25 protein-coding genes and 1 pseudogene are annotated in these 25,895 nt (G+C 58.8%); 8 read left to right on the top strand and 18 right to left on the bottom strand.

The window, feature by feature from the left end; translation table 11 throughout:
• Positions 1-29 precede the first annotated feature (29 nt).
• The 7 genes from AC2TDA_RS17115 (at position 30) to AC2TDA_RS17085 (ending at position 8,245) form a co-directional block, all read left to right on the top strand.
• Positions 30-2,177 (top strand): thiamine pyrophosphate-dependent enzyme, encoded by a 2,148-nt coding sequence (locus tag AC2TDA_RS17115; protein WP_480879924.1) that lies wholly within the window; start codon positions 30-32, stop codon positions 2,175-2,177.
• Positions 2,174-3,706, top strand: coding sequence for an indolepyruvate oxidoreductase subunit beta family protein (locus AC2TDA_RS17110; protein ID WP_480879922.1), 1,533 nt, complete (start codon positions 2,174-2,176; stop codon positions 3,704-3,706). The genes AC2TDA_RS17115 and AC2TDA_RS17110 overlap by 4 nt, the downstream gene beginning before the upstream one ends.
• Positions 3,707-3,864: 158 nt before the next feature.
• On the top strand, positions 3,865-4,278 hold the full coding sequence (locus AC2TDA_RS17105) for an acyl-CoA thioesterase (RefSeq protein WP_480879920.1): 414 nt from the start codon (positions 3,865-3,867) through the stop codon (positions 4,276-4,278).
• An 88-nt stretch (positions 4,279-4,366) separates the two neighbouring features.
• Positions 4,367-5,413 (top strand): TRAP transporter substrate-binding protein, encoded by a 1,047-nt coding sequence (locus AC2TDA_RS17100; protein ID WP_480849830.1) that lies wholly within the window; start codon positions 4,367-4,369, stop codon positions 5,411-5,413.
• 3 nt (positions 5,414-5,416) lie between these two features.
• Positions 5,417-5,938, top strand: a complete 522-nt coding sequence (locus AC2TDA_RS17095) for a TRAP transporter small permease (protein WP_480879919.1) — start codon at positions 5,417-5,419, stop codon at positions 5,936-5,938.
• A 1-nt stretch (position 5,939) separates the two neighbouring features.
• A complete protein-coding gene (locus AC2TDA_RS17090; RefSeq protein ID WP_480849834.1) occupies positions 5,940-7,295 on the top strand; it encodes a TRAP transporter large permease in 1,356 nt (451 codons plus the stop codon).
• Positions 7,296-7,306: 11 nt separating this feature from the next.
• Positions 7,307-8,245 (top strand): ketopantoate reductase family protein, encoded by a 939-nt coding sequence (locus AC2TDA_RS17085; RefSeq protein WP_480849836.1) that lies wholly within the window; start codon positions 7,307-7,309, stop codon positions 8,243-8,245.
• Between the two features lie 15 nt (positions 8,246-8,260).
• Here the strand turns inward: AC2TDA_RS17085 and AC2TDA_RS17080 are convergent, their stop codons facing one another.
• The 8 genes from AC2TDA_RS17080 to pobA are packed head-to-tail and all read right to left on the bottom strand — an operon-like array spanning position 8,261 to position 14,777.
• On the bottom strand, positions 8,261-9,328 hold the full coding sequence (locus AC2TDA_RS17080; RefSeq protein ID WP_480879918.1) for a 3-carboxy-cis,cis-muconate cycloisomerase: 1,068 nt from the start codon (positions 9,326-9,328) through the stop codon (positions 8,261-8,263).
• 3 nt (positions 9,329-9,331) lie between these two features.
• Positions 9,332-10,150: a universal stress protein gene (locus AC2TDA_RS17075; RefSeq protein ID WP_480879916.1), complete on the bottom strand. Its 819-nt coding sequence runs from the start codon at positions 10,148-10,150 to the stop codon at positions 9,332-9,334.
• A complete protein-coding gene (locus AC2TDA_RS17070; protein WP_480849842.1) occupies positions 10,147-10,992 on the bottom strand; it encodes a 3-oxoadipate:acetyl-CoA acetyltransferase in 846 nt (281 codons plus the stop codon). The genes AC2TDA_RS17075 and AC2TDA_RS17070 overlap by 4 nt, the downstream gene beginning before the upstream one ends.
• A gap of 59 nt (positions 10,993-11,051) precedes the next feature.
• Positions 11,052-11,672 carry a protocatechuate 3,4-dioxygenase subunit alpha gene (gene pcaG, locus AC2TDA_RS17065; protein ID WP_480879915.1) on the bottom strand — a complete coding sequence of 207 codons (621 nt, stop codon included), beginning with the start codon at positions 11,670-11,672 and terminating at the stop codon, positions 11,052-11,054.
• Between the two features lie 2 nt (positions 11,673-11,674).
• Positions 11,675-12,403 (bottom strand): protocatechuate 3,4-dioxygenase subunit beta, encoded by a 729-nt coding sequence (pcaH, locus tag AC2TDA_RS17060; protein ID WP_480879914.1) that lies wholly within the window; start codon positions 12,401-12,403, stop codon positions 11,675-11,677.
• A 45-nt stretch (positions 12,404-12,448) separates the two neighbouring features.
• Positions 12,449-12,826: a 4-carboxymuconolactone decarboxylase gene (pcaC, locus tag AC2TDA_RS17055; RefSeq protein WP_480879912.1), complete on the bottom strand. Its 378-nt coding sequence runs from the start codon at positions 12,824-12,826 to the stop codon at positions 12,449-12,451.
• Positions 12,823-13,608 (bottom strand): 3-oxoadipate enol-lactonase, encoded by a 786-nt coding sequence (gene pcaD, locus AC2TDA_RS17050; RefSeq protein ID WP_480879911.1) that lies wholly within the window; start codon positions 13,606-13,608, stop codon positions 12,823-12,825. The genes pcaC and pcaD overlap by 4 nt, the downstream gene beginning before the upstream one ends.
• Positions 13,608-14,777, bottom strand: coding sequence for a 4-hydroxybenzoate 3-monooxygenase (gene pobA / locus AC2TDA_RS17045; protein ID WP_480849851.1), 1,170 nt, complete (start codon positions 14,775-14,777; stop codon positions 13,608-13,610). Before pobA ends, pcaD begins: the two co-directional genes overlap by 1 nt.
• Before the next feature lie 100 nt (positions 14,778-14,877).
• Here pobA and pcaQ point away from each other — a divergent pair, with 100 nt between their 5' ends.
• On the top strand, positions 14,878-15,807 hold the full coding sequence (gene pcaQ, locus AC2TDA_RS17040) for a pca operon transcription factor PcaQ (RefSeq protein ID WP_480849853.1): 930 nt from the start codon (positions 14,878-14,880) through the stop codon (positions 15,805-15,807).
• Positions 15,808-15,930: 123 nt separating this feature from the next.
• Here pcaQ and AC2TDA_RS17035 read toward each other — a convergent pair.
• The 10 genes and pseudogenes from AC2TDA_RS17035 to AC2TDA_RS16990 all read right to left on the bottom strand — a co-directional run.
• Positions 15,931-16,131: pseudogene (locus AC2TDA_RS17035) on the bottom strand (IS6 family transposase); the annotation flags it as partial.
• A gap of 169 nt (positions 16,132-16,300) precedes the next feature.
• Positions 16,301-16,957 (bottom strand): hypothetical protein, encoded by a 657-nt coding sequence (locus tag AC2TDA_RS17030; RefSeq protein WP_480879909.1) that lies wholly within the window; start codon positions 16,955-16,957, stop codon positions 16,301-16,303.
• Between the two features lie 86 nt (positions 16,958-17,043).
• Positions 17,044-19,026, bottom strand: coding sequence for a thiamine pyrophosphate-binding protein (locus AC2TDA_RS17025; protein WP_480879908.1), 1,983 nt, complete (start codon positions 19,024-19,026; stop codon positions 17,044-17,046).
• 53 nt (positions 19,027-19,079) lie between these two features.
• Positions 19,080-19,346, bottom strand: coding sequence for a hypothetical protein (locus tag AC2TDA_RS17020; RefSeq protein ID WP_480879907.1), 267 nt, complete (start codon positions 19,344-19,346; stop codon positions 19,080-19,082).
• Positions 19,343-20,107 (bottom strand): hypothetical protein, encoded by a 765-nt coding sequence (locus AC2TDA_RS17015; RefSeq protein WP_480879905.1) that lies wholly within the window; start codon positions 20,105-20,107, stop codon positions 19,343-19,345. The genes AC2TDA_RS17020 and AC2TDA_RS17015 overlap by 4 nt, the downstream gene beginning before the upstream one ends.
• On the bottom strand, positions 20,107-21,153 hold the full coding sequence (locus AC2TDA_RS17010) for a Rieske 2Fe-2S domain-containing protein (RefSeq protein WP_480879904.1): 1,047 nt from the start codon (positions 21,151-21,153) through the stop codon (positions 20,107-20,109). Before AC2TDA_RS17010 ends, AC2TDA_RS17015 begins: the two co-directional genes overlap by 1 nt.
• Positions 21,153-21,527 (bottom strand): hypothetical protein, encoded by a 375-nt coding sequence (locus AC2TDA_RS17005; protein WP_480879903.1) that lies wholly within the window; start codon positions 21,525-21,527, stop codon positions 21,153-21,155. Before AC2TDA_RS17005 ends, AC2TDA_RS17010 begins: the two co-directional genes overlap by 1 nt.
• Positions 21,524-23,134 (bottom strand): glutamate synthase-related protein, encoded by a 1,611-nt coding sequence (locus AC2TDA_RS17000; RefSeq protein ID WP_480879902.1) that lies wholly within the window; start codon positions 23,132-23,134, stop codon positions 21,524-21,526. Before AC2TDA_RS17000 ends, AC2TDA_RS17005 begins: the two co-directional genes overlap by 4 nt.
• A gap of 48 nt (positions 23,135-23,182) precedes the next feature.
• Entirely contained in the window at positions 23,183-24,430 is a 1,248-nt protein-coding gene (locus AC2TDA_RS16995) for a cation:proton antiporter domain-containing protein (RefSeq protein WP_480879901.1), read from the bottom strand.
• 132 nt (positions 24,431-24,562) lie between these two features.
• On the bottom strand, positions 24,563-25,768 hold the full coding sequence (locus AC2TDA_RS16990; protein ID WP_480879899.1) for an alpha/beta hydrolase: 1,206 nt from the start codon (positions 25,766-25,768) through the stop codon (positions 24,563-24,565).
• Positions 25,769-25,895: the final 127 nt, after the last annotated feature.

Here is a 25,895-nt window from a genome sequence, read left to right as displayed (position 1 = left end):
AAAAACGCCAGACGACAAGGAATACAGCCGTGGAAGTTTCATTCTCGAAGGAAATTGAAAAGCTGAAACTCGGCAACGGTGAGACGTTTCACGGCGAAGGGATTCTCGCGGTCACCAAAGCGTTGCTGCAATCGGGCGTTTCTTATGTCGGTGGCTATCAGGGCTCTCCGGTGTCTCACCTGATTGACGTGATGGTTCAGGCAGCTCCGGAAATGTCCGAATTGGGCGTGCATGTGGAGCCTTGCACCAACGAAGCGTCAGCCGCCGCCATGTTGGGGGCGTCGATCATGTATCCGGTGCGGGGTGCAGTCACTTGGAAATCCATCGTCGGCACCAATGTGGCCGCTGATGCATTGTCAAATCTGGCCTCGCCGGGCGTCATGGGTGGGGCTCTTATCGTAATCGGCGAGGATTACGGCGAAGGGTCCAGTGTCATTCAGGAACGCAGCCATGCGTATGCGATGAAATCGACCCTGTGGCTGATGGACCCGCGCCCGAACCTGCCCAGCATTGTTAATTGTGTCGAAAAGTCCTTTGAACTGTCCGAGGCGTCGAATACGCCGGTGATGATGGAGCTGCGCATCCGCGCCTGCCATGTTCAAGGCGCGTTTCAAACCAAGGACAACATTGCGCCCGCGATTTCGATGAAGCAGGTGTTGTCGGAACCTGCGCCGCACAACTACGACCAACTGGCTCACCCGCCTGTCACCTTTGGCCATGAGCGTTTGAAATCAGGCGAGCGCATGCAGGCCGCACGTGACTTCATCCGAGACAACAAGCTGAACGAATGGTTTGATGGGGCGCAAAAGGATATGGGCATCATTGTGCAGGGCGGGCTATATAACGCCTTGATCCGCGCGCTGGCCGAGATGGGGCTTGCGGATGCGCACGGTAATTGCGAGCTGCCGATCCTGGCCTTGAACGTGGTTTATCCGTTGGTGCCCGACGAGATCCTGAAGTTCACGGAAGACAAACGCGCGGTACTGGTTCTGGAAGAGGGTCAGCCTGAATACATTGAGAATGAAATCGGCACAATCCTGCGCCGCGCCGGATCGACTGTGATACTGGCGGGGAAGGATGTGTTGCCGATGGCGGGGGAATACACTTCCGAAGTCATGGGCGCCGGGGTGGGCAAGTTCCTGCGTCAGCATCTGCCAAATGTCGGCAACCTCCTGGGTGACGTAAGCTATGCCGAGGAAATCGCAGAGCTTCGGTCTGAGGCGAAGGCACTGTTGGCCGATCCAGTGCCGCCGCGTCCGCCCGGTTTTTGCACCGGTTGCCCGGAACGGCCTTTCTTTTCAGCCCTGAAACTGACCGAGCAGGAAATCGGTAAAGTCCACTATTCCGCCGACATCGGCTGTCACGCCTTTGCCACCTTTGCCCCGTTCAACTTCGGCAACTCCATTTTGGGCTACGGTATGAGCCTTGCTTCCAACTCGTCAGTGGCGAGCTTTCAAGAGAAACGCCCCATCGCCGTGATGGGCGATGGGGGGTTCTGGCACAACGGACTTTTGTCCGGGGTCACGTCGCGTTTGTTGAATGGCGGGGACGGTATCCTTGTCATCATGAAGAACGGTTATACCTCGGCCACAGGCACGCAGGAGGTGATCTCTTCTCCGGACAAGACGCTGAAGCTGGCCTCGGCCGAGAAAAGTGCCACCCATGGCGAAACCACCATCGAAGACGCATTGAAAGGTGTTGGAGTGAAGTGGCTCCGCACGGTGCATAACTACGATGTGTCCAAAATGCGCGAGACGCTCAAGGACGCTTTCAGCACCAAATTCGATGGACTCAAGGTGATCGTAGCCGAGGGCGAATGTCAGCTGGAACGCCAACGCCGGATCAAGCCGATCCGCGCCAAGGCCCTGGCTGCCGGCGAACGGGTTGCGCGTACCCGGTTCGGAGTGGACGAAGACACCTGCACCGGCGATCATTCCTGTATCCGTCTGTCGGGCTGTCCGACGCTGACGATCAAATCATCGACCGATCCGCTGAAAACCGATCCGGTGGCACATGTGAACAATGGCTGCGTCGGTTGCGGGCTGTGCGGTGAGGTAGCCCATGCCGCCACGCTGTGCCCCTCGTTCTGGCGGGCCGAGATCGTGTCTAACCCAAACTGGTGGGACCGAACCAAAGCCCGCTTCCGCAGCCTGATGACCGGAGTGAAAGCCGCATGAGCATGCAATACACACAGACCCCGCCGCTTCGTATCCTGCTGGCCGCTCTTGGCGGCGAGGGCGGTGGGGTGCTGATGAACTGGATCGTTGGTGCCGCACGCGACGCCGGGTTGGTCGCACAGGCCACATCCGTCCCCGGAGTGGCGCAGCGCACCGGGTCCACCAGCTACTACATCGAAATCGCCCCTGCGACGGCAGAAACGCCCGTGCTCAGCCTGGTTCCCATGCCGGGTCGGGTGGATGTGGTTCTGTCCAGCGAACTGGTTGAAAGCGCGCGGGCAATGGCAGCGGGATACGTCTCGCCCAAAGTCACGACGCTCATAAGCTCGACCGCACGGTTCTACTCGACCGCAGAAAAGATCGCGATGGGCGATGGCCGCTATTCCGAAGAGAACGTGCGCCGCACCGCTGAGGCGATGGCGAAAGAAAGCTACTTGCTCGATCTGGGGCAGATGGCAACGGACAATGGCACATTCGTCAGTGCCACCATGTTCGGCGCGCTGGCGGGCAGTGGGGTTCTGCCTTGGAACCTGGATCATTCCCGCAAAGTGTTCGGCACCGGTAAATCGGCGGCGGCCAGCCTTGCCGGGTTCGACACTGCCTGTGCCGCGGTACGAAAGCTGCAAGCCGGAGAAAGGATAGAAGTGCAGCCCGAGGCGGAAATCACCCCGAGGCCGATTAGCCCTCGGGACCTGTCGCACCTGCCTGACGACCTGAGTGCCGTGATCGGGCATGGCCATGACCGCTGTACGGACTATCAGGACGCGCAGTATGGCGAAGAATATCTGGATCGGGTTGATCAGCTGTTGACGGCCGCCGACCTGTCGAACCACCAGGCCCTGCACGCGGTCAAGGAAGGTTGCCGCCGTCTGGCATTGTGGATGGCGTATGAGGATGTGGCGCGGGTTGCCGATCTGAAGACCCGGCCTGAACGGTTCGAACGCATCCATGCCGAGGCTCAGCTGAAACCAGGTCAAGTGTTGACCATCACCGAATACATGAAGCCGCGCGCCGAAGAGATTGCCGACATTCTGCCGGTATCGCTGGGCGCGCGCGTCATGAAACGGGTCGAAAACGGTGGCTCCTTTCCGTTTCTCGGCAAGGGTATTCATGTCCGGTCGAACGGGATTGCCGGGTATTGGATGTTGCGCGGCGTGGCGAGCCTCCGCCGGATGCGGCGGCGGTCGTACCGGTTTGCGAACGAACAGCACGCCATCGAGAACTGGATGAGCGCGATGACCACGGCGCTTGGTCGTGCCCCCGAGTTTGCTGCGGGCTTGGCAGAGCTGCCCCGGGTTTTAAAAGGCTATTCCGACACGTTGTTGAGAGGTAAGTCCGCCTATGACAGGATCATGGCCGGAATCGTCTTGCCCGCCTTGCGCGACGGGACCGAGCGCGAAGCTGCAGGAGCTCTGCGCGCGGCCATCGGCGCGGCGCTAGCCGACGACAGCCATGCCAAGCTCGACCAGGCCCTCGATAATGGATCACCGGTCGCGGCCCCAATTCCCAACCTGAAACAGGCCGTTTAGCGTGAACGTTGCTTCACAGCGATGCCAAACGCGTCAGGTTGCTGCACTTTGTTGCTAGAAATGATAACCAAATACGATGAAAAGTCATTTTCCCTCGTACGCTAGGGAAACTATGGTGAACTGAAACGGGCCATTGCGCCGATTCCGGGAGATCCGACATGCTAACCAGCCGCCGGACCGTCTTGATCGAATGGGGCGATTGCGACCCAGCCGACATCGTCTTTTATCCGCGTTACTTCGCGTGGTTTGACGCTTCGACCGCCAACCATTTCAAGGCAGCCGGCTTGCCGAAGCCCGAGTTGGTGGGCCGGTACGGCGTTGTCGGATTTCCGATGGTTGACACACGGGCCAAGTTCCATGTCCCCTCAAGCTATGGGGAGGAGGTGACCATCGAAACCCGGATCACTCGTTTCGGGCGGGCAAGTTTCGATGTCGAACACAAGCTGCTGCGGGGAGAGACACTGGCCGTGGAAGGGTTCGAAAAGCGGGTTCTGGTAAAACGGAGCGAAGATGGCAAGGGGATTATGTCCTGTCCTGTGCCGGAGGAGGTCAAAGCACTGTTCACTGCCTGATCCGGGTGTGAACGGGTAAAGCTGATTGGGAGGTCGCCGGGTTACGTCGGCGAGGGGAAGTCAAAGCTAGTCTACGAGGAGAAGACCAATGAACGTTGTTGCAAAAACCAAGGCGATCGCCCTTGGCATCGCCGTCGCCGCCGCGGGTGCCACCGCCTCAGCTGCGGCTGAGTTCGATTTCAAGTTGCACCATTTCCTGAGCCCGAAGGCACCGGCACACAGTCAAATGCTGGAGCCCTGGGCCGAAAGGATCATGGAAGCCTCGGACGGGCGTATCAGCATCGAGATTTTCCCTTCGATGACACTGGGAGGCAAGCCGCCGCAATTGCCGCGTCAGGTGCGTGACGGTGTGGTCGACATGGCCTGGATTGTGAACGCCTATGCGGCCGGGTCATTCCCGCGTACCGAAGTGTTTGAACTGCCTGGCGTGCATCAAGGTAGCAGTGCCGCCGTGAATTTGGCGATGCAGGAAATGTATGCCGATGAGCTGAGCCAGGATTTCAAGGGTATGACCGCGCTTTTCCAGCATGTGCATGGCGGTCAAGCCCTGCATATGGTGTCCGACGAGGTACGCTCGCCCGCTGATCTGGAAGGCAAGAAAATGCGGATTCCCTCGCGCACCGGCGCCTGGGTGCTGGAAGCGCTTGGCGCGAGTCCGGTGAAAACCTCGGTGGGTGAGATCCCGGTCGCCCTGTCGAAAAAGGTGATCGACGGCGCGATGATCCCGTTCGAGATTATTCCACCGCTGAAAATTCAGGAGCAGACCAAATACCAGATCGAAGGTCCGGGAGGTAAGCGCCTTGGAACCACCTCGTTCTCGGTTGTCATGAACCAGGCGCGTTGGGACAGCCTTCCGGCGGATATCCAGCAGATCTTCATTGATAACTCCGGTCCCGAATGGCACGCAGAGGTTGGTGAAATCTGGGATGGCGCTGAAGCGTTTGGCATCGGGCTGGCAGTTAAGGCTGGCAACGAGCATATTCAGTTGAACGATGCGGAGTGGGCCGAGTTCGAGGCCGCGATGGCGCCGGTAGTGACTCGCTGGATCGAAGAGATGGCCGAAAAGGGAATCGACGGTCAGGCGCTGTATGACCATGCAGTACAGCTGGTGTCCGAAAACATGGCGACGAACTGAGCCATGTCGGGGGCTGCAAACACCAAGGAGGCGGGGCTGGTCGGCCTCGCCCGCCGCACCATAACCGGGTGGGCACTGCTGGGTGGTCTTGTCCTGATCGGAGTCGTGCTGGTGAATGCTTGGTCGATCCTGGCCGGGGCAATCATCAACAAGCCGTTCCCGGGTGATTTCGAGCTGACAGAGATGGGGGCGGCTATCGCCGTGTTCTGTTTCCTGCCCTATTGCCAACTGGTCGGGGCGAACGTGTCGGCGGATATCTTCACCATGCGGGCAAGCCCGCGGGCCATTGCCCTGATGTCGGTGTTTGCAGGTCTCATAGCGCTGGCCTTTGCCGCGTTGATGATCTGGCGCATGAGCGCCGGATTGCAGGATTACCGGGAATACTCCGAATTCACCGGTATCCTGGAAATTCCGATCTGGTGGGCCTTTGTCCCTGCCTTGATCTCTCTGTTCCTTTTGTTTGTGGCCTCGCTGATCACTTTGGGTGAGGCTCTGTCGAAACTACGGCAAAGCGAGGCCTACTGACATGGACAGCATCACCATTGGCATGCTGGGCCTCGGGGCCCTGATTTTTCTGATCGCGATCCGGCTGCCCATTGCCTATGCAATGATCGCCGTAGGTGGGGTTGGCATCGCCATCCTCAATGGCCCGATGATCGTCATGAGCCAGCTCAAGGACCTCGCGTACGGGCAGTTCTCGGTTTACGATCTGTCGGTTGTACCATTGTTCGTACTGATGGGCGCGGTCGCCTCACGTTCTGGGCTCAGCGCCGATCTGTTTAGGGCCGCGAATGCCTGGCTGGGCTGGATGCGCGGCGGGGTGGCCATGTCTGCGATCGCGGCCTGTGCCGGGTTCGGGGCTGTTTGCGGCTCGTCGCTGGCTACGGCATCGACTATGGGCCGCGTCGCGCTGCCTGAACTGAAACGGTACAAGTACTCCTCTCGTCTGGGTACCGGCACAATTGCAGCGGGCGGCGTTCTGGGCATCTTGATCCCGCCCTCGGTGGTGCTGATTGTTTATGCGATTATTGTCGAGGCCAACGTGGTCACGATGTTCATGGCGGCTTTGATCCCCGGACTGATCGCCGTCCTGTTCTTCATCCTGACCATCCTGATCTACGTAATGGTCTGGCCCAACGCGGGGCCCCGAGGCGAAAAGGCTTCGCGCGAAGAATTCATCACCGCCACACTGAACGTTCTGCCGGTGGGTTTGGTCTTTGGCGTAGTGATCGGAGGTATCTATCTAGGCTTTTTCAATCCGACTCCGGCGGCAGCTGTCGGCGTCGTGATGGTGACGATCTTTGGCCTGTTGCGACGCAAACTGTCATGGTTGGACAGCCGCGAGGCGCTGCTGGAAACCGCGCGAACCGCGGGGATGATTTATCTGATCCTGCTTGGGGCGGAACTGCTCAAGATCTTCATGTCTCGCGGCGGTGTCCCACAGGCGATGGCCGAATTCATGGCGGCGTCTGGGCTGGCGCCGATGACGACGTTGCTGATCCTTCTACTGGCACTGATCGTGTTGGGCTGTCTGATGGACAGCCTGTCGATGATCCTGCTGGCGATGCCATTCTTCTGGCCAGTGCTGGTCGAGATGAACGGTGGTGATTACGCCACTGCCGAAATGTCGCCCTTTGGCATGGATACCGAGGACCTGAAGATCTGGTTCGGGATATTAGCGCTCATAGTGGTGGAACTTGGCCTGATCACGCCGCCGGTGGGGATGAACGTGTTCATAATCTCGGCGCAGGCCCGCGACGTTCCGATGCGTGAGACATTTATTGGCGTCCTGCCCTTTTTCGGGGCCGAAGTTGTGCGGGTTGGTTTCCTGATCCTGTTCCCGGCGCTGACTTTGTGGTTGCCGCGAGTTCTCGCTGGTTAGGGAGTGACAATTTGAAAATTGCTGTACTGGGTGCGGGCGCCATGGGCTCGGTCTTTGGCGCCCGCCTCGCGCGGGGCGGAGCAGAAGTGACACTGCTGGATGTCAACGAAGCGCACCTTGATGCCATCAATCGGGATGGGTTGCAGGTCAATCTGGATGACGGCACGCATACCTTGCGCCTTCCGGCCATGCGGCCCGACGCCTTTGACGGGCCGACAGACGTGGTCCTGCTGTTCACCAAGGTTTTCCACACAGAGGCGGCTCTGACTTCTGTGGCCGGGCTGTTGCAACATGCGACTGTGCTGAGTCTGCAAAACGGGATCGGTAATGCGGAACGCATTGCCGCCCATGTGCCGCGGGACCACATTCTGCTGGGGATGACGATGACTCCTGCAGAGTTTCTAGGCCCGGGTCGCGTCGAATCCCACGGGCCTGCAAAGTCGGCGTTTCATGCGCTGGATGGCCAGGACCGACCGCTGCTGCATGCGCTGGCCGAAGCCATGCAGCGAGGGGGGATCGAAGCTGCACCGGACCCGGATATTCAGGTGGCGATCTGGGAAAAGGCGGCTTTCAATTGCGCCATGAACGCGTTGTGCGCGCTGTCCAACGCGACCCCGGGTTCCATCGGCAGTTCCGCCACCGGGCGCGCCCTGGCCAGCCGCGTGGCGGCAGAGGCGGTAGCTGTTGCGCGGGGTTCGGCGGTGGCAGCAAGTCTGGAGCGCGTTGAGGCGCTTATGGCGCATGCCTATGCGCATCACTTGCACCATGAACCGTCAATGTTGCAGGACCGCAATGGCGGGCGTCCGACTGAGGTCGATGCTCTGAACGGCGCGGTTGCCGCGATGGGCGACAAACTCGGCATCGCCACACCGGCGAACCGGACCGCTGCCGATCTGATCCGACTGATGGAGGATTCAGTGAGATTCCGCAGGAACCAGTCCGGCGGCTGAACGCTCAACCTGAGCTTATCCCTTCGGGTCGCCGATCCGTTCGATCCGCTGCGCCAGTTCGCGGGCCGCGGTCAGGGAACGGCCAGTTGCCATGATCATCTGAGGGAGGATCATCCATTCCAGCGTCCAGGCCACACCTGATCGCTCTTGTTCATGCACCAGCGCCTGATGCATTCCGGTCAGCTGTGTCGCGTTGTACCGGGCCAAAGACACTAAGAGTTCTGCAAGAACCGGGTTCTGTTTATGCGGCATAGCCGAAGAGCCGCCGCCGCCGCTCAGCGCCACTTCATCCACCCCCTGTTGGGCCATCAGCGCAACGTCCTGCCCCAATTTGCCCAGCGTGCCCGATACCAGCGACAGCCAGCTCGCAAACTCGGCCACCGACTCGCGGTTTGAATGCCAGCAGTCAGAGGGGTTTTCAAGTTGTAGTGCGTGCGCCATAAAAGCGCTTACTTTCCCGGCAAAGTGGCCAAGGGCTTTACGATCCCCGGCAGCCCCGCCCAGTTGCAGCTGCAACAGCCGGGGCCTCAGTTGATCGAGACGTTCGACATGCAGGATCAAAGGGTCGGACCAGACGCGCAGTCGGTCGGCGGCCGTGATCGGCAGAGCCGCCTGCATGCGGGTTCGGCCGGTTAGGCTGTTCAGGCCGTGGGTGTTGCTCAGACGCTGCAAATCCTGCGCGAGGATGTCCAATCGTGTGCGAAACAGTTCGCACACGTCTCGCAACGATAGCACCAGAGCAGTGTCGATTACGTCCTGCGAAGTCAGACCCGCATGAACAGCGTCGTGGGCCTCTGGGGGTATTACCCTTTTTAGGGCGCGAACCAGAGCGGGCACGACCACGCCATCCCGTGCCGTACCGTCACGCAGTACCGACATCGCAACCGGGGCCGCCTCGATGGCATCCGCTGCCATCCGGGCCTGTTCCTGCGTAACCGCCCCGGACTCTCCTAGTGCTCGGGAGCAGGCCGCTTCGACCCGTTGCATATGGGTCAGTTGGGCCTGTGGCGATATCAGATCCGCCGTTTCGGGATCACCGAATAATCCGCTCAACCAAGGGTGGAAAAATACGTCTGCTGTCATGGCTTAATGCGACATGAACACAGGGACTTTCGCTTTTCCCATCACGTCCGTCGTCGCCCCCCCAAACAAGTCGTGGCTGAACTTGCTGTGCTCGTATGCGCCCATGACAATCAGCTGCGCGTCCAGTTCCGATACTGTTTCAAGAATGGTTTGCCCGATGGAGTGATGGCGCGGTTTTACGATTGTCTCAGCATCAATCCCATGTCGCTTTAGGTTCAGTAGCACGCGGTCCATTCCCTCGGGCGCTACTTTGCCGACCGACAGGATGGTCACTTTGGCCTTCTCCTCCAGCACCGGCATCGCGTCGCCCATAGCCCGCGCGGCAGAGCGTTTGCCGTCCCAAGCGACGACTGCATGGCTGGCCAGCGTGTCGCTTTTGTATTCGTCCGGGATCACCAAAACCGGTCGACCGCTGCGCAGGGCAAGTAAGTCCGGATTGGCGGCCAGATGGGCCTCTTGCGTGTTGTCGGTCTGAACACCGGTCACGATCAGGTCAAAGCTGCGTGCAAACTTGCTGAGCGCAAATTCCGAGATGTTGTCAACCTCCACGAATTCTGCCCTCTCGGCAAATCCGGCGCGTTCGACCTCGCGCTTGAACACAGTCGAGATTTCCCGAACCCGCTGTGCATCCGCCTCGTGCAGGGTGTCGATGACCTCTTTTGGCAACTGCCCGGCAAACCGGGATTCCAAGATCGGCTGTCCGTGATGTACGACGCCAGTCAGCCAGCCGTCGTGGTGACGGGCGATCTTGAGCGCATAGTCGAGGGTGTTCAGCCCGGCCTCTTCGCCGCTATAGGCGCAAAGGATGTTTCGCGTGGTCATCGGCTGTCTCCGGTTGCCGGTTTCAGGTCCAGTATATCGCGCGCCTGTTGCCAGGTCGCTACCGGACGTTCGTATTTCTCGCAAAGCTCCACTGCGCGTTGCACCAGCGCCGCGTTTGAGGGGGCAAGTGTATCGCGGTCGAGGCGCACGTTGTCTTCCAGCCCGGTGCGGGTGTGTCCTCCAGAGGCGATGCACCACTCGTTGACGGTCAGTTGATGCCGTCCGATCCCTGCGGCGCACCATTCGGCATCAGGGGCCAGACGTTCCATCGTCCGGATATAATAATCAAAGACGTCGCGATCCACCGGCATCGCGTTCTTTACACCCATCACGAACTGGACATAGAGCTTTCCGGAAATCCGCCCGTCCCGGTTCATCGCCACGGCCTGATGGATATGGCTGAGGTCAAAAGCCTCGATTTCTGGCTTCACCCCGTGGCTCTGCATCTCTCCGGCCAGCCAGTCCACCAGATCAGGCGGGTTCTCATAGACACGGGTCGGGAAGTTGTTCGAACCAACTGACAGCGATGCCATGTCAGGCGCCAGAGGCAGCATGCCGCCGCGGGCCTGACCGGCACCGGATCGACCGCCGGTGGAAAATTGCACGATCATGCCGGGGCAGTGTTTTTCAAGCCCTTCCTTGAGGCGGGCGAATTTCTCGGGGTCCGAGCTGGGCGTCTGGTCGTCGTTGCGCACATGGCAATGTGCGATGGAAGCGCCGGCTTCGAACGCTGCATGCGTGCTTTCGATCTGTTCGGTGACGGTTATCGGCACCGCCGGGTTGTTTTCTCTGGTGGGCAGGGATCCAGTGATCGCAACGCAGATGATGCAGGGTTTGGTCATCTTGAAATTCCTCAAAGAAGTACGAAAACCGCCCGGGTCAGGCCCGGACGGTTGGGGCCTTAGATGTCAAAGAAGACCGTTTCATCCTCACCCTGAAGCCGGATGTCGAAACGATAGACGATCTGACCGTCCCGCTCGCCTCGTTTCGCGATCAGTGTGGCGCGGCGGCGTTCCCATTCGATCAGGTTGATGACCGGGTCCTGAGCATTGGCTTCGGTCTCATCTTCGAAGTAAAGTCGCGTGTTCAGGCCCACATTGATACCGCGTGCCACAACCCACAGATTGATATGCGGCGCCATCAGCTTGCCGGAACGCCCCATAACCGGCCCGGGTTTGACAGTGTCAAACCCCCACTCGCCGGTTTCGAAATCGGTGATTACACGGCCCCAGCCGCGAAAGCCCTCTTCCACGTCACCGCTATGTTCGGGATGCGCATAAATTCCGTCGGCATTGGCCTGCCACGCCTCCAGAAGCACGTCCTTGACCGGAGATCCGGTGCCGTCGACCACCAGCCCCTCGACCCGAATACGCTCGCCCCTGGCATTGGGACCGGCGATGTCCCAGCCAAGTTCCTGCGCGTAGATATCAAATCCCGCAGCACCGGGGGCCAGCCCGATATGGACGTAGGGCCCGGCAGTCTGTGAAGGAGTTTCTTTGAGATAGTGAAGTTCCTGTGCCATGATCAGTTCCCCTCCAGACGGTTTTCAAACAGGGTGGACCGGCGCCCGCGCAGCACGATGTCGAACTTGTAGGCAATGGTGTCGAGCGGGATGGTCGCGTTCATGTCAAGCCGCGCCACCAACTGCTCGATCGCCTCGGGGTCGGGGATCGTGTTGACGATCGGGCATTTCGGGATCAGTGGATCGCCCTCGAAATAGCACTGGGTAATCAGGCGTTGAGCAAAAGCTGTACCAAAGACCGAGACGTGGATATGCGCCGGCCGCCAGCTATTGACATAGTTGCGCCAAGGATAGGCACCCGGCTTGACCGTGCGGAAGTAGAAATAGCCGTTTTCATCCGTAAGTGTCCGCCCACAACCGCCGAAATTCGGGTCGATGGGGGCCAGATAGGTGTCTTTCTTATGGCGGTAGCGGCCACCGGCGTTGGCCTGCCATATCTCGACCAGAGTATTCGACATCGGACGGGCGTTTTCATCGAGTACCCGGCCATGCAGAATGATCCGTTCACCGATAGCGCTCTGCTCGGGCTGGGCGTAGTTGTAAATCAGGTCGTTGTCCAAAGGGTCGACATCGTTGTGGCCAAAGGCGGGGCCGGTGATTTCGCTGGCCGAGTTTTGCAGCGAGATCAGTGAATATTGCGGCGACCGTGATACGGACGTCTTGTAGTCTCGCGCCAGAGCGGGCGGATGCCTGTCGCGGTCTCTTTGGTAGAATTCGCCTTGTGCGAGCATGGGCGGGTCTCCTTTTCGGTCCGGGATCGTGCGCGTTTTCCGGTGTTAGTCCTGTTCCATTTCGGCGTATGTCTGCTTGGCCAGTTTCAGCGCGTAGTTGGCGCGTGGAACACCGGCATAGACGGCGACATGCTGAAACGCTTCCAGCACATCCTGCTTGCTGGCGCCGGTGTTGGCCGTTGCGCGGATATGCATCGGGATTTCCTCAAAATTGCCAAGTGCGGCCAGCAGCGCAAGCGTCAGCATCGAGCGTTCGCGGTCGCTGATCCCGTCCGAGGCCCAGACGGTGCCCCATGCGCTTTCGGTGATCAGTTGCTGAAACGGGGTGTCCAGCTCGGTCCTAGTGGCTTCGGCCTGGTCCACATGAGTATCACCCAGCACCTTGCGGCGAACTTCCATACCGGTCTCGTAACGCTCTGTCATCTCACTGTATCCCTCAGGAAGGCCGTTAGAATTGCGGCGTATTCTTCTGGTTTTTCCACGCAAGGCAGGTGGCCCACCCCGTCGATTTCGGTAAAACGGCTGCCCGGAATCAATGCCGCCGTGTCTTGGACAAGCTGTGTCGGGCTGGCCCCGTCCTCGCTTCCGCCAATACCCAGCACCGGCAAGCGCAGAGTGGCGGTCGCCTTGGTCAGATCGGCTCCCGCAATGGCGTGGCAGCAGCCCAGATAGCCGTGATGCGGGGTCCGGATCAGCATGTTTCGCCAAACCGCGGCCTCTTCCGACTGTCGAAACGCCGGAGCGAACCATCGCTCCATAATCGGATCGGCCAGAGCGGTGATACCACCTGCCTCGATGGCGGCGATCCGGTCGGTCCACATCTGCGCTGTTCCCATTTGCGCGCCGGTATTCGACAGTACCATCGCACGGATCAGGCCGGGTCGCCGCGCTGCCAGAATCTGACCGATCATGCCACCGATAGAAAGGCCCACAAAGGCGCATGTCTCGATTTCCAATAGATTCAGCAATTGTTCGGTGTCGTCGGCAAGGTCTTCCAGCGTGTATGGATCAGGCGGGCAGGACGAGAGGCCATGCCCCCGCATGTCAAACCGGATCAGCCGCAAGCCGCGCGGCAGCAGCGGAACAACCTTGTCCCACAGCCGAAGATCGGTGCCCAGCGAATTGGCGAACACAACTGGGAAGCCATCCGCGTCGCCATCCTCACGCCAGTGCAACTGCACATTATCGAGCGTGGCCACCTGCATCAGTAGGGCAGACCTACATAGTTCTGCGCCATGACGCTCTGTGCGTCGCGGTTGGAGCGCAGGAATTCAATATCAGCGCGCTGCATCTTCAGATCGAAGGCGCTTTGATCAGGAAAGCGATGCAGCAGGTTAGTCATCCACCAGCTGAACCGCTCGGCCTTCCAGATGCGCGCCAACGCCTTTTCCGAGTACTGGTCGATGCCGTCGCTGTTGCCATCCTGATAGAATTGTACCAGCCCGTTATAGAGATAGTGAATGTCGCTTGCGGCGGTGTTCAACCCTTTGGCACCGGTCGGTGGCACGATATGGGCGGCATCGCCACACAGGAACAACCGACCCCAGCGCATCGGTTCGGTCACGAAAGAGCGCAGCGGCGCAATGGATTTCTCGATCGACGGGCCGGTAACCAGACGCTCGGCGGCCTCTTCGGGGATACGCCGCTTTAGTTCGGTCCAGAAGGCGTGGTCGGTCCAGTCTTCTGGGCTGTCCGACAGCGAGCACTGGATGTAATAGCGGCTCAGATTGTCGTTGCGCATCGAGCACAGAGCAAAACCTCGCTCGGAGCTGGAATAGATCAGTTCGTCATGCACCGGCGGTGTTTCCGACAGGATGCCGAGCCAGCCGAACGGATACAGTTTTTCATATTCCCTGCGCACAGTCAGTGGGATTGTCTGACGGCTGACCCCGTGGAACCCGTCGCAACCCGCAACGTAATCACAGTCGATCCGGTGTTCGGTGCCATCCACGGTGTAAGTCACGTAAGGTGCGTCGCTGTCGGCATCGTGTATAACCACATTTTCCGTGTTAAATACGATGTTGCCGCCCATCGCTTCGCGTGCGTCATACAGGTCGCGGGTTACCTCGGTTTGACCATAGACTACCACATGCGATCCGGTCAGGTCCTTGAAATTGATGTCAAACTGTTCGTTGCCGAAAGAAACGACAGTGCCATCATGAACAAAGCACTCCTTGTCCATCCGCTCCGATACTCCGGCCTCGCGCATCAACTCGACAAATCCAACCTCAAGTATGCCCGCACGGATGCGACCCAGCACATACTCCCGCGTTTTGCGCTCCAGAACGACAGTGTCGATGCCTTTGCGGTGCAGAAGCTGGCTGAGCAACAGACCCGAAGGACCTCCGCCGATGATTGCAACCTGAGTGCGCATGATTCCGTCCTCTAACTGATGTTCAGTCTTATATTGATTGCCAATATCCGCTAAGTAAAATGACATATCGTGCAACTTAGATACCTAATTAGGAAACTAAATGATCGACCGCCGTATCAAGTTCCGCCACATTCAGTGTTTTGTCGAAATATGTCGCCAGAAAAGCCTGAAAAAGGCAGCCGAGAAGCTGTTTCTGACCCAGCCTGCGATTTCAAAAACTCTCAAGGAATTGGAGGATATTTTGAGCGCAGAACTACTGATCCGCAACCGTTCCGGCGTATTCCTGACTAAGCAGGGAGAAGTATTCCTGCATTTTGCGGAAATGTCCCTGGCTTCTTTGCAGCAGGCGTTGACGGGGATAGAACAAATCGGCTCAACGGGAAAAGTCCGGTTGACGGTTGGCGCATTGCCTTCGGTGGCTGCACGTTTGATGCCGACGGTGGCCAGGGAATTCGAAGAACTTGCACCAAATACCGAGCTGCGAATTTTGGACGGCTCGCACGGTCATTTGATGGAGCGGCTTCGGGTCGGCGGACTGGATCTTGTGATCGGTCGATTGGGACGTCCGGATACCATGCAGGGGATTTCGTTTACTCAACTTTATGAGGAGAAGGTCGAGTTTGTGGTGCGCGCGGGACACCCGCTGCTCAAGAAACCGGAACTGCAACGGATTTCGCAATGGAAAGTCATCTTTCCGCCAGAAGGCTCGGCCATCCGGCCACTTGTGGATCGATATCTGATCAGCAACGGGATCGGAGATATCCCGAACAAGCTGGAAACGGTTTCTGGCGCGTTCGGGCGGATTTACACCCGTCAATCCGATGCGATCTGGATCATTTCAGCAGGTGTCGTCGCAAACGAGATCGCGGACGGGCGGCTGGTGGTGCTTCCGTTTGATACCAGCGTGACAAAAGGCGCTGTCGGATTGATGCAGCGCGCGGAGTCCGCGCCCACACCACAGGCCCAAATATTCCAGATCGCAATCCGGCAAGCCATGGAGAAACTCAATTCGGCTGTAAACGATCCCTGAACCATTGATTCGCCTGCAAAAGCACACAGGTTAGGGTCTAGGCATTTAAGCAGCCCAACTAATAGTATTTAGGGCATTGCCACGTTATCTGACATGGAATGGAATATGCGTGAGACCGCACAATCAGGCCGATAGTTCCGCAGCATAACCTTCCCACAGCTTGAACGCGTCGGCTCTGGCATGGCGGTAGGAGAGAGCGGAAAGGCGATAGCGGCGGGGACGAAAGATCGTACTGATTTGGTCGTGGGCGACGCGAAATCGTTGCGCCTGGCGTGGTGACTTGAACCGACCCATCATCTTTTCTCGCTTTCGGGTCGGCCGGTTCAAATCTCACCGGCAGGCTCAGTGGTTTCTATCCGCACATGACCTGATCAACCTGGTCTTCCGCCCTGGCCGCTATCAACTCACCGCAACATCATACCGCCACGCCAACAACTTGGCGGTACCGCATTTCCGCAATCATCGCTTTTGGATGCCGCTCGCTACCGGCGTGCTACAAATCGACCATCTTGCCTGAGAGACCTGCGAGGATCGAACGATGCGCAAAGCACAGTAAGACGTCACCGGGACTTATTCTTGCTTTTCCAGACGGCTCAGCCCCGTTAATCCGCAGGATTGTTAATTCTGGAAAGGCAATACTGACTGTCTTCAGCGAGACAGTCTCGGTGCCGGGAAAGCGGTGTTCGATCAGTTGGTCGCCGCTGGGCATTTCTACGATGAGTACAGAGCCGGCACCGTGGTCCAATCCAAGCAGCACAAGTCCTTTTTCGACGAGAGCACACATGGATTGATCGAGCCGTTTGCTAACAGCAAGAAAGCAGATCACCATAACAGCCAACGCCATATAGAATATTGTCAGAGTTTCTGATCCGTCATCCGCACGTAGCAGTCCGAGAACAACGGTGGACAGAACTGTCACAACACCGAGGTTGCCGATGATTATAAGCAATACCAAGACCTTGCGACGCATGGGATGACGCATCAGTTCTTCGGATTCCGAGGTTGTGAAGCCGGTGCCCGAAAAGGCTGAAAGGGCTTGGAATCGGGCCGCGTTCTGTTCCATTCCTGTTAGCCTCAGGGCCGTGCTGCCGACCCGTACAACGGACATTGACAGGGCCAGCAGAAGTAGCAAGGTCAGTGCAGCGATCATTTTAGGCCTCCGGGTTTGGATCCACCCTTGATTGAGTGTATTTCAGAGCTTTTTGCCAGATGCCTATCCGACAAAGAGACCTGTTGTCAGACCAAGTCGGCGTCGGTCATGAATTCAACCAGAGACGGTCCTTTGACATCGAGAGCCGCGCCAATTGCGACTTCGATATCTTCGGCGCCGGTTATCTTGTTACCGTGACCGCCGCACAGGCGGGCAAAGGCTGCGAAGGAGGGGTCTACCAGATTGGTCTCCCAGACCGGCCACTCGCCGGCCCGCTGTTCTTTCGAGATTTTTCCCAGCTCACCGTTGTGCAGAAGGATATGGGTGATATCCATGCCGTATTTGACCGCTGTGGTGAAATCCATCGGGTACTGGCCAAAGCCACCATCGCCCGATACCGAAATCACCTTGCGCCCATTGAGTGCCTCGATGTCCTGAGTGGCGGCCCAGGCCCCCATCGCGGCTGGAAAGCCGAAACCGATCGAACCCAGATACCCCGACATCAACACCCGTTGCGTGCCCTTGGTCTCAAGGTAGCGTCCGAAAGAGTAGGTGTTGTTGCCCACATCGACGGCAAAGATCGCATCCTTTGGCGCAAGGGTCGACAGAGCGTCGAAAATGGCGAAGGAGTGCAGGCCACCACCCTCTCGCATCTCGGCCAGTCTGCTTTGCTTTTCGGCCCGCCAGATGCGCCAGCGGTCCGCCAGTTCGGCAATCTGGTCCGGCGCCTCGGGATTGCGCGTTGCGCGATCCTCGATTGCCGCACAAAACGCACCCACGTCACCCCAGACAGGTAGAGACACCGGGTGGAACTTGCCCAGTTGCATCCGGTCGTAATCCACCTGAATGATCCGTTTCGAAGGCGCAATACCGGTGTGGTTGGAAAAGCTGGTTCCAAGTGCGATGATCAGATCCGCCTCGTTCATGAACCAGCTTGCGATCGGTGTACCGGAACGCCCCAGAACACCTGCGGCGTTGGGGTGGTCGTCAGGTACCAGACCCTTGGCCTTGAAGGTGGTCAGAACCGGCGCGCCCAGCCGTTCCGCCAGTTCCGCCACCCGGTCGCGCACGCCGAAGGCCCCGTGACCCACGATGATGATCGGGCGGCGGGCCTCTGCGATCATCTGAGCGGCCATTTTCAGATCCTGGGGGTCAGGAGAAATGGCAGCGTGGGTCAACCGGCCCGCAGGCTGGGCTGCAGGCTGGTCCGACGGCTTGGTTTGCACGTCGTCGGGGAAGATCAGATGCGCGACATCCTGTTCTACAATCGCGTTCTTGCAGGCCAGCGCAGCCAGCTCAGCGTGGTTCGAACTGCCCAGAACCGGTTGCGAGAAACGGGCAACTGCCTGAAAGGCCGACCGCAGGTCGATATCCTGAAACGCGCCGGGGCCCATGACCTGAGTCTGAACCTGCCCCGTCAGGGCCAAGACCGGAGCGCGATCCACCTTGGCGTCCCACATACCGGTGATCAGGTTGGTGGCCCCGGGCCCCGCGATCGTCAGGCAGGCGGCGGGTTTGCCGGTCAGCTTACCATAGGCCGATGCGGCAAAGGCGGCGGCCCCCTCGTGGCGAATGCCGTAATAGTGCAGCCTGCCAGCCGCCACGGCCAGCCGGATCGCATCCGAGAGGCCAAGATTGGAATGGCCCACCATACCGAAAACCGACTGCAGCCCCCAGTTCGTCAACGTCTCGACCATGACATCAGTTACAGTCCGCTCACGCGGTGGCTCGGGCTCCAGGCCGACAAATATCTCGCCGTTCCGCAGCTCGACCCGAAACGTCTTTTGTCCGGTATCTTCGTGGCCGCCGGGTGGGGCACCGGTCAGCGGATCGAAATCCCAACCATGCCAGGGGCAGCGCAACCAGCACTTGCCTTCCACGCCCTTTTCGATCGAGCCTTCACCCAGCGGCCCGTTCTGATGCGGACAGCGGTTGTCCATGGCCGTCCACTGGCCATCGAAATGAACAAGGCAGAGCGACGTTGTGCGTGCGGTAACGGTCTTGACCCGTCCTTCCGGCAGGTCGTCAACATGGCCCACTGAAATCCAGTCCAGTTCCTGATCGGGCATCGTATTCTCCTTGTCAGTTTGCTTGGCGCGAGGCGGTTGCCGCGCGTGTCGTGTCAGTCATCTTTGTCGCCCGCCCGGTCGTAGATTTTCTGCAACCCGGTGAGGATGAGAAAGCCAGCCACAATCCAGATCAGCAGCTCAAACGGAGCGAAGGCCGTTCCTTGCAACCAGCGCGCCAGAAGGCCTCCTTGCGGGCGAAGCTCCTTTATTCCAAGCAGGCCATCGCGCGACCAAAGCTCGAATACCCAGAACCGCGAGAGATAGAGCAGCGTGACAGCGACAAGCACTGTGACCACCATCCAGATGACACGCCACCTCATTTCACCACCTCAACCGTGCCGGAATCCATCTTGAGAACCAACAAATCGCCATGACGAGTGACTTCGCCTTCAACCGAAATGTACTTGGCTACATAATCATAGATCGTGTCCGGCAACGTCCCGCCATTCTGTTCGACAACCATCAGGAACTCAGATCCTTCCACGGGGTTTGTCGAAACAAAGACCGGCGGGATATCCCCCAGCAAGCAAAGGTTGGCACAGGCCTTGTGCGCGATGCCCCGCCCCGGTCGCATTGCCCCGGCAAGGCACTTGCCATCGCAGATTTCGCCAGCCAGACGCCAACGCCCCAAAGATTCAGACGTTTGCGGTGGCGTAAATCCGTTTGCGGGCTTCAACCCCCGTTCGCCACCCGCGAGTTGCATCATGTCCAGCGTTCCGCGTTGCAGGATGATACCGGACACCGTCACCAGCTTGCCATCCAGACCGGACACTCTGTTCAAAAGACTGAATTTGCCCTGTGCCGACAGCATGAGCGTATGTCCCGCCTTGATCCTGTCGTTGCCTTCGGTCACCCGCAGGATCGGATAGGGCAGCAATTCGATCACGCCAGTCACCGTTTGCCGTCCATAATCGAACCGGAACGCGCCCTGGCCGGGGTCATCCTGCGTGGCCCCGATGCTCAGCCCGGCCGCTGCCAGAAAAGCCACGAGTACGGCACCTGCTGCCAACAGGAACGGGCGCAGCTGCTTAGGGGCCTTCAGGTAGCCAACAAAGAAGGGAGCTTGTTTCTTGTCCGACATTACGCGACCTCCGCAGGTTCGACAAATGTGCCGGGGGGATTGGCCTCGGGGTCAACCAAGACCGCACCGTCCTTTACGGTGATCCGATAGGTCGGCACTTTCTCGGTAAAGGGCGCGGGAGATTGCCCATCGGTAACGCGGTACTGGAACCCGTGCCACGGGCAGGTCACGAGGCAGTTGATGATCCGGCCCTCTCCCAACGGGCCGTTTTGATGTGCGCAGGCATTTGAAATGGCAGACAATTTACCCTCATGCCGGAATATCGCAACGCGATCCCCGTTTGGCAGCACTCCGATCCTTGCCCGGCCTTCCGGGATTTCGGACGCATTACAGATCTTAACCCAGCCGTCCGAAACCAGTGCAGCCACGGCATCGCCGTTTCGGCGTTCGTGCTGATAGGCCAACAGATGCAAAACGGCGACGGTCAGGGCAGAGACTAGGAAGATACCCGGGAACAGGGGATTCTGCTGATCCTGCAAGACACCAAGGCTGACATGCGCCACTACGGCCACATATGCCGGATAGATCAAGTAGTGCAGACGCTTCCACACCGGCGCAGTTAGAAACTTGAGCCAGAAATCATGACTGGTCGCGGCCAGAATCAAAAGGCAGATCAATGCGAAGACGCCAAAAATCTCGAACGGGAAACCGACGATCTGCCCATAGCTGGTATTGGCAGACAGCAGGGCTTGGTATTTGCCGGTATTCGAAAACGCAAAATACCAGTTGAGTACGTATCCCGCATGGGTCAGGGCAACGGCGGCTGTCATCACCCCGAAATGGCGCCGGTTGTAGAGAAGTGGCAAAAACCGTCGGTCCAGCCGCGCCAAAGGCCCTAGGCACATGATCACGCTGAGCATCAGAAAGGCGCAGGCTCCAAATGCACGGGCGTTTTGAATCTGCGGGTTGATCTGGCGTTCATGATCCAGCAAAGCGGGGCTGACATTCAGAAACAGCCACAAGAAAGTGGCAACACCAGTCAGCAGGATACCGTCATAGATCCACTTGTTCCGATTCCACTGAACGGGGATGTATTTGACGCTCACTACCCTTCCCCCCCTGCCTCAGAAATACGTACGGGTATGTAATCGGCCGGCCAGCTTTGACGCATGCTCAGACCCAACCCGACGATCAGCAGGATCACCACGGCAAGGAGGACAGCAACCTTGCCATGAGCCGCGCGGACGACGCGAAAACGTCTCGTTTCTTGCGCGCGACCGGATGCCAAAACCCAATAACGCCACAGAACCAAAGGCCAAATCAAAAGAACACCGGGCACCAGCAACGGGCGAAACACGCAGGCCCCTCGTGCATCGTCGTCTATTCGGTCGATTCCGATCGTCAGAAAGAATGCGGCGACCACGCCCCCGGCGATGAACCACCATCGCACAGCTGCGATTATGACATCCGGGGCGCTCATTTCATGCCTCCGTATGATACGCCTGACAGATCAGCTAGGTCGCGCTTCCAGGCGGTCAGATCGTCGATGTTGAAACCCGACAGGTGATCGTGACCGCAGGCGCGGGCCATCACCTGCATCAACTCGACCGAGGCCTCAAAAAAGTTTGCCAGTTGTCTGGCCGACTTTTCCGCCACCAACCGGCTGACAAGGTGCGGTTTCTGCGTCGCGATGCCGACGGGACAATTGTTGGTGTGGCAGGCGCGCATGGCAATGCAGCCGATCGATTGCATGGCCGCGTTGGACACCGCAATCGCATCTGCACCCAGCGCCAGGGCCTTGATGAAATCCGCCGGTTTCCGCAGGCCCCCGGTGATGACAAGCGTCACATCGCGGCGGTCCAGCCAATCAAGATGCGCCCGTGCCCGTGCCAGCGCCGGGATGGTGGGAACCGAGATATTGTCGCGGAAGATGATCGGTGCCGCCCCAGTGCCGCCTCCCCGGCCATCGAGGATGATATAGTCGACGCCCACCTCCAGCGCGACCTCGATATCCTTTTCGATATGCTGGGCCGACAGCTTGTAACCGATCGGAATGCCTCCGGTGCGCTCGCGCACCTCATCGGCAAATTCCCGGATCTGGGCCGGTTCAGTCCACTCTGGAAACCGAGGCGGCGAAATTGCGCTCTGGCCGGGTTCAAGGCCACGCACTTCGGCGATTTTTCCTTTGACCTTGTTGCCGGGAAGATGGCCACCTGTTCCGGTCTTGGCCCCCTGCCCGCCTTTGAAATGGAACGCCTGAACATTTTGCAGCTTATCCCAGGAAAACCCGAACCGGGCCGAGGCCAACTCGTAGAAATACCGGCTGTTGGCGGCCTGTTCATCAGGCAGCATGCCGCCTTCACCCGAACAGATCCCGGTTCCGGCCATTTCCGCCCCCATGGCCAGCGCGACCTTGGCGGTTTCCGACAGCGCACCAAAGCTCATGTCAGAGACGAAAAGCGGGATTTTCAACTTTAGCGGTTTCTTGGCGTTAGGCCCGATAACGACTTCGGTTCCAACCGGGTCGTCATCCAGCAACGGGGCTTTGTGCAACTGCGCGGTCAGGATCTGGATATCGTCCCAGTCGGGCAGTTGCGTGCGCGGCACCCCCATGGATTCCACCGCACCGTGATGACCGGTCTTCGTCAGCCCCTGTTTGGCATATTGCTGGATCAGCCCGTTATAGGGCTCTTCCTCGGTGCCGTGGCTGGTATCGGTATAGAGCCCCAGATACTGGTCCCGCTTGAAGGGCTGCGGGTTTTCCTGCGCCCAGGTATTGATTTCATCCTCATCAACCCAGACCTCGCCGTTTTCGACCCAGGACTGAAATTTCGGCAATGCTTCGTCATTGGCATATTCCGACACGCCGCTGTCGACCCGATAATCCCAATAGTGCACACCGCAGATCAAGTTGTTGCCGCGCACGAACCCGTCCGCCATCAACGCCCCGCGATGCAGGCAGCGCCCGTAGAATACCGACACCTCCTCATCAAATCGCACGACGACCAGATCGACCTCGCCCACCAGGGCGTATTTGGGCTTTCGGTCCGGCAGGTCGTCCAGATTGGCGACTGATACTTTGTTCATGAGTTTCTCCCTGTACTTGCTGTTGGGCTGGCGTTGGGTGAGTGGTGTTCAGGTTCCGGTTTTTATCGGTTTTCCGGTATCGGCCTCGGGCCGTGTTTCCGGACAATCACCGCGTGCTGCAATCATCCGGCCGTACCAGCGCGCGGCAGTGGCTGCAGTGACCCCATGCAACACGGCGCTGATCCAGACTGTATTGATCGCCAGATGCAGAATGTGGTCTTCAAATTCAGGCGGCAGCGTTTCCAGCACCAGCAGCGCAAACAGCGCGGTCGCCAGACCCCGCGGCCCGAACCATCCAAAAAATAGCCGCGTGACTGAGGAAGCGTCGGTTCCAATCAATGACAACCAGATGGCCAGTGGCCGCACAACAAAAAGGCTGGCAAGGATCAGGCCCATCATGGGCCAGGTCAGATGCGCCACCGCCTCGGGCACAAGCCCTGCGCCAATCAGCAAAAAAGCGGCCCAGGCCAAGATTTGCCCGTCGCCTTCTGTGAATTCGTAGACGAATTTGCACCGACCTTTGACGATGTTGCCAAAGCACAGCCCGGCGGCAAAGGCCGAAATAAATCCGTTTCCGCCGACAAGCCCGGCCAGAAGGTATGCCGCGCCAGCCATCGCAATCGCAGCGACCCCTTCATAAGCATCCGAGGTCGAGGACAGGCTTTTAGCCTGCAAAAGCGCCCAACCTCCGGCAAGACCTATAGCCGCACCGGCGAGCGGACCCAACACGACTTGTTTCGTGACGAACAGTAACCAATCCGTCGAGCTGTGGGTCATGTCATGCGCGACCACCGCAGCCAATAACAGGATCGCCGGAAGGGCAAGCCCGTCGTTCAACCCGCTCTCAACGATCAGTGCCCGACGCGGACGCAGGGGGACATCCGGGTTGGTGACCACAGGCTGTCCCAGTGCAGCGTCGGTCGGTGACAAAATCGCTGCAGCAAGCGCCGCCATCAAAAACGACCATCCCGGGACAATTGCCCAAGCCGCCAAAGCCCCGATCAGGATTGCCAGCGGTAGCCCCAACAGCAACATCCGCTGCGGCCAGATGTGCCTTTTCTTAAGCGAACCGAGATTAGTTTGGGCAGCATCGAGAAACAGCAGAATGATCAGGGCGACTTCGGCAACCGGATGCAGAAGCTCCTCGATCCCCTCCGCCGGCAATAGCCCGGTTTCCGACAGACCCACACCCATCGCCAGAAACAGCATCGGCGCAGTCAGAATCGTGCGCGACAGGCGGACAGCCAGTAGGCAATAAGTCGCCGTGACGAAACAGACGATGATCAATCCTGACAAGCTCTGTCCTCCACAGCTTCCTGTACCGGGGATGAAAAACGGACCCGGTTGCCGTCTTGGATGCTGCCGCGCGTCACTGCGTTACAGCGGTTGGGACATTTTTTGCCCCGGACACATGCCCTGAGGTTTCAATCAACGGGCAGCCGGGACCTGTTCCGCCCGAACGGCAGGATACGCTTTGGGGATTTCCCAGAAGTTCTTTTGCCTGAAAATCAGCGGGCGCGTCTCGCTGCCCGGTTCAGCGCCGGTTCCGATCAAAAGGGCGACGTCTGACAAAACTGCGGGATTGTCGCGATAATAAGTGTGTCCAAGCAGATCCGAGGCACCTTTGACATCAATGAAATGCACATTGCGTACGTTAGCGAATATCTCGCTTTCCGTCTGTCCGACCTCTTCGCCCTCCAAACGGCCGAACCGGACACCTGCCATCAGGCTCTGCGACAAGCCAAGTGCACGGTCGCGTCGGTTTGTATAGATGGTTATCTGCCCGATGGCGGGGCCGAACTGCTCAGCAATCAGCCGTTGGCTGACCACTCCAAAGTCGAGATCCGGGGCTGCGAGTATCAGATTTTCGACCTTGATGGTCTTGCGTGGATCGCGTCCGGACGCGCGCGCCTCGATCACCAGTTCGCGAAGGGCCGTGGTTGTGACATCCGTTCCGCGGCTGTGCGCGATGATGTGCAGCCGCTTCACTTCTGGCATCGCGCGCAGCATCCGTAATGTCTCCTTCAGGTGGAATATCGTGAACTCTCCGGATTCCCGGTCAGTGAAATAGCCGAACAGACCTCCGCGGCCCGATGGCCACGAATACAGGATGGGAACGCTGCGCCGGCCGGTGAAATGCCAGACATCGGCAAGGGATACCGCACCAGCTTCGAAATCCGTGTTCACCCCATGTATCAAGAGCAGAAGCTCATTGCTGCCCGATTGTTTCAGGCGTTTACGAACAAGCGCCTGAAATGACTGTATGGTGCGGTCGTAGGCACGCCGCGCTTCAGCAATGACAACCGGCTTATGACCGTTCAGCCGAAAAGGAAGCGGCGTCGCAGGAAACCGCACTTGTTCCTGAATATCGGCGACGTTTAGGTGGATGGGTTTTGCGCGATCTTGCGTGCTACTGGCAGCTGCAAGGTTCTCCCAACTTGTGCGCTCGCCGAAACCCACACGAACTATTCCGGCGACCATGGACTGAGACCGTTCGGAACCGTAACTCTCATCGTTGGCGCGAAACCGGTCGGTAACGTAAAGCAATTCGGCTGCAGGCTCGCGGTTGACGGGTGGCACCTTTTCCGCTGGGTAAGACGCCGGTGTGGTGTAGATATTTGGAGTCTCTACCAAGGTATTGGGCCCGACACATGAAGCATTCAGCCCAAAGGCAAATGCAGCGACACAAGCCTTCCCACCTCTCAACCTGCGCTTCCACATCTTTCCCCCGTTATACAGCACAATTGCAGGGATATGGATG

Source organism: Ruegeria sp. HKCCD6426 (assembly GCF_057221115.1).
Note: the sequence above shows the minus strand (reverse complement) of the source record. Positions and strands in the feature narration are given on the sequence as shown.

Excerpts from the sequence above, each read along its gene's own strand:
- pcaQ (WP_480849853.1), top strand. The coding sequence starts at position 14,878 with ATGATCGACCGCCGTATCAAGTTCCGCCACATTCAGTGTTTTGTCGAA.
- AC2TDA_RS17020 (WP_480879907.1), bottom strand. The coding sequence starts at position 19,346 with ATGAGGTGGCGTGTCATCTGGATGGTGGTCACAGTGCTTGTCGCTGTC.
- AC2TDA_RS17100 (WP_480849830.1), top strand. The coding sequence starts at position 4,367 with ATGAACGTTGTTGCAAAAACCAAGGCGATCGCCCTTGGCATCGCCGTC.
- AC2TDA_RS17110 (WP_480879922.1), top strand. The coding sequence starts at position 2,174 with ATGAGCATGCAATACACACAGACCCCGCCGCTTCGTATCCTGCTGGCC.
- AC2TDA_RS17080 (WP_480879918.1), bottom strand. The coding sequence starts at position 9,328 with ATGACAGCAGACGTATTTTTCCACCCTTGGTTGAGCGGATTATTCGGT.
- AC2TDA_RS17095 (WP_480879919.1), top strand. The coding sequence starts at position 5,417 with ATGTCGGGGGCTGCAAACACCAAGGAGGCGGGGCTGGTCGGCCTCGCC.
- pcaG (WP_480879915.1), bottom strand. The coding sequence starts at position 11,672 with ATGGCACAGGAACTTCACTATCTCAAAGAAACTCCTTCACAGACTGCC.
- AC2TDA_RS17090 (WP_480849834.1), top strand. The coding sequence starts at position 5,940 with ATGGACAGCATCACCATTGGCATGCTGGGCCTCGGGGCCCTGATTTTT.
- AC2TDA_RS17015 (WP_480879905.1), bottom strand. The coding sequence starts at position 20,107 with ATGTCGGACAAGAAACAAGCTCCCTTCTTTGTTGGCTACCTGAAGGCC.
- AC2TDA_RS17105 (WP_480879920.1), top strand. The coding sequence starts at position 3,865 with ATGCTAACCAGCCGCCGGACCGTCTTGATCGAATGGGGCGATTGCGAC.
- pcaC (WP_480879912.1), bottom strand. The coding sequence starts at position 12,826 with ATGACAGAGCGTTACGAGACCGGTATGGAAGTTCGCCGCAAGGTGCTG.
- AC2TDA_RS17005 (WP_480879903.1), bottom strand. The coding sequence starts at position 21,527 with ATGAGCGCCCCGGATGTCATAATCGCAGCTGTGCGATGGTGGTTCATC.
- AC2TDA_RS17070 (WP_480849842.1), bottom strand. The coding sequence starts at position 10,992 with ATGACCAAACCCTGCATCATCTGCGTTGCGATCACTGGATCCCTGCCC.
- pobA (WP_480849851.1), bottom strand. The coding sequence starts at position 14,777 with ATGCGCACTCAGGTTGCAATCATCGGCGGAGGTCCTTCGGGTCTGTTG.
- AC2TDA_RS17025 (WP_480879908.1), bottom strand. The coding sequence starts at position 19,026 with ATGCCCGATCAGGAACTGGACTGGATTTCAGTGGGCCATGTTGACGAC.
- pcaD (WP_480879911.1), bottom strand. The coding sequence starts at position 13,608 with ATGCAGGTGGCCACGCTCGATAATGTGCAGTTGCACTGGCGTGAGGAT.
- AC2TDA_RS17030 (WP_480879909.1), bottom strand. The coding sequence starts at position 16,957 with ATGATCGCTGCACTGACCTTGCTACTTCTGCTGGCCCTGTCAATGTCC.
- AC2TDA_RS17075 (WP_480879916.1), bottom strand. The coding sequence starts at position 10,150 with ATGACCACGCGAAACATCCTTTGCGCCTATAGCGGCGAAGAGGCCGGG.
- AC2TDA_RS17000 (WP_480879902.1), bottom strand. The coding sequence starts at position 23,134 with ATGAACAAAGTATCAGTCGCCAATCTGGACGACCTGCCGGACCGAAAG.
- pcaH (WP_480879914.1), bottom strand. The coding sequence starts at position 12,403 with ATGCTCGCACAAGGCGAATTCTACCAAAGAGACCGCGACAGGCATCCG.